This window comes from Streptomyces aureoversilis, from assembly GCF_042657885.1.
GTDB classification, from domain to species: domain Bacteria; phylum Actinomycetota; class Actinomycetes; order Streptomycetales; family Streptomycetaceae; genus Streptomyces; species Streptomyces aureoversilis.
This window is the reverse complement of the sequence record NZ_JBHSKJ010000059.1, coordinates 1-1,988: the sequence shown is the minus strand read 5'-3', so window position 1 is coordinate 1,988 and position 1,988 is coordinate 1. Positions and strand designations below refer to the sequence as shown.

At 73.9% G+C, this 1,988-nt stretch carries 3 protein-coding genes; all 3 read left to right on the top strand.

Features of this window, described 5'->3' with window-relative positions; translation table 11 throughout:
* Positions 1-127: methionine adenosyltransferase domain-containing protein (locus ACFPP6_RS36385; RefSeq protein WP_382048548.1), on the top strand; the 127-nt coding region annotated here is incomplete at its 5' end.
* A gap of 103 nt (positions 128-230) precedes the next feature.
* On the top strand, positions 231-1,277 hold the full coding sequence (locus ACFPP6_RS36380; protein WP_382051132.1) for a carbohydrate kinase family protein: 1,047 nt from the start codon (positions 231-233) through the stop codon (positions 1,275-1,277).
* A partial coding sequence (locus ACFPP6_RS36375) for a homocysteine S-methyltransferase family protein (RefSeq protein ID WP_382051131.1) occupies positions 1,274-1,988 on the top strand: 715 nt, incomplete at its 3' end. The genes ACFPP6_RS36380 and ACFPP6_RS36375, both read left to right, overlap by 4 nt.

The window sequence follows — 1,988 nt, the reverse complement described above, 5'->3', positions numbered from 1 at the left end:
CCTGGACCTGCTGCGTCCGATCTACGCGCAGACCGCCGCGTACGGCCACTTCGGCCGTGAGCTGCCGGACTTCACGTGGGAGCGCACGGACCGCGTGGAGGCCCTGAAGAAGGCCGCCGGCCTCTAGCCGGACCGGGGGCGGGGCACACCGCCCCGCCCCCGCCCCCTGCCCCTCGTACCGCAGGACCCACCGCCACCGCCCCTCGCCCCGAGCCCAGGGAGAGAACCCCGTGCGCATCGCCGTGACCGGTTCGATTGCCACCGACCACCTGATGGTCTATCCCGGACGCTTCACCGAGCAGCTCATCCCCGACCAGCTCGACAAGGTGTCCCTGTCGTTCCTCGCCGACACGCTGGAGATCCGGCGCGGTGGCGTCGCCGCCAACATCGCCTTCGGCCTGGGCCGGCTCGGCCTGCGCCCGGTGCTCGTCGGCGCGGCGGGCGCGGACTTCGCCGAGTACGGGCAGTGGCTGAGCGACAACGGGACGGACACCGGCTCGGTGCACATCAGCGCGTCCCTGCACACGGCCCGCTTCGTGTGCACCACGGACGCCGACCAGAACCAGATCGCCACCTTCTACGCCGGGGCCATGGCCGAGGCCCGCGAGATCGAGCTGACGCCGGTGGCGCGGCGGGTCGGTGGCCTCGGCCTGGTCGTGGTCGCCCCCAACGACCCCGCCGCGATGCTCCGGCACACGGACGAGTGCCGGGCCACGGGCCTGCCCTTCGCCGCAGACCCCTCGCAGCAGCTCGCCCGGCTGGGCGCGGAGGAGACCCGCCGGCTGGTGGACGGCGCCCGCTTCCTGTTCACCAACGAGTACGAGGCCGCGCTGCTGCAGGAACGCACCGGCTGGACGGCGGCCGAGGTCCTCGCGCGCGTGGGCACCTGGGTGACCACGCTGGGGGAGAACGGCGTGGTGATCACGGAGGAGGGCGGCGCGGAGCTGCGCGTTCCCGCCGTTCCGACCGCTGACGTCAAGGACCCGACGGGCGTCGGCGACGCCTTCCGGGCCGGTTTCCTCGCCGGCGTCGTGTGGCAGCAGCCGTACGAGCGCGCCGCGCAACTGGGCTGCGCGCTGGCCACGCTGGTGCTGGAGTCCGTCGGCCCGCAGGAGTACAAGCCGGCGTGGAACGACCTGCTGGCCCGTATCGAGGCCGCCTACGGGGCGCAGGCCGCACGGGAGATCGCCCCGCATCTGCCGCATCTGCCGAACCCGGTGGATCCGGCGCACCCGGCGGATCCGGCGGATCCGGCGACCGCGGGCGGCGCGTCGTGACTGCGGCTGCCGCCGGCGGTGCCGCCCGCGTCGCCGGGCTGCGGGAGGCGCTGGCCTCCCGGGTCGTGGTGGCCGACGGCGCGATGGGCACGATGCTTCAGGCGCAGGACCCCAGCATGGAGGACTTCGAGCAGCTGGAGGGCTGCAACGAGGTCCTGAACGTGACCCGCCCCGACATCGTCCGCTCCGTCCACGAGGCCTACTTCGCGGTGGGCGTGGACTGCGTGGAGACCAACTCCTTCGGCGCGAACCTGGCGGCGCTGGGCGAGTACGACATCCCCGAGCGGATCTTCGAGCTGTCGGAGGCGGGCGCCCGCATCGCGCGGGAGGTCGCGGACGAGTTCGCGGCCGGGGACGGGCGGGCCCGCTGGGTGCTGGGTTCGGTCGGCCCGGGCACGAAGCTGCCGACGCTCGGCCACGCCCCGTACGCGGCGCTGCGGGACGCGTACCAGCAGAACGTCGAGGGCCTGGTGGCCGGCGGTGCGGACGCGGTCCTGGTGGAGACGACGCAGGACCTGCTGCAGACGAAGGCGTCGGTGATCGGCGCACGGCGGGCGATGGCGGCCGCCGGAGTCGATCTGCCGCTGCTGGTGCAGGTCACGGTGGAGACCACCGGCACGATGCTCCTCGGCTCGGAGATCGGGGCCGCCCTGACGGCGCTGGAGCCGCTGGGCATCGACATGATCGGCCTGAACTGCGCGACCGGTCCGG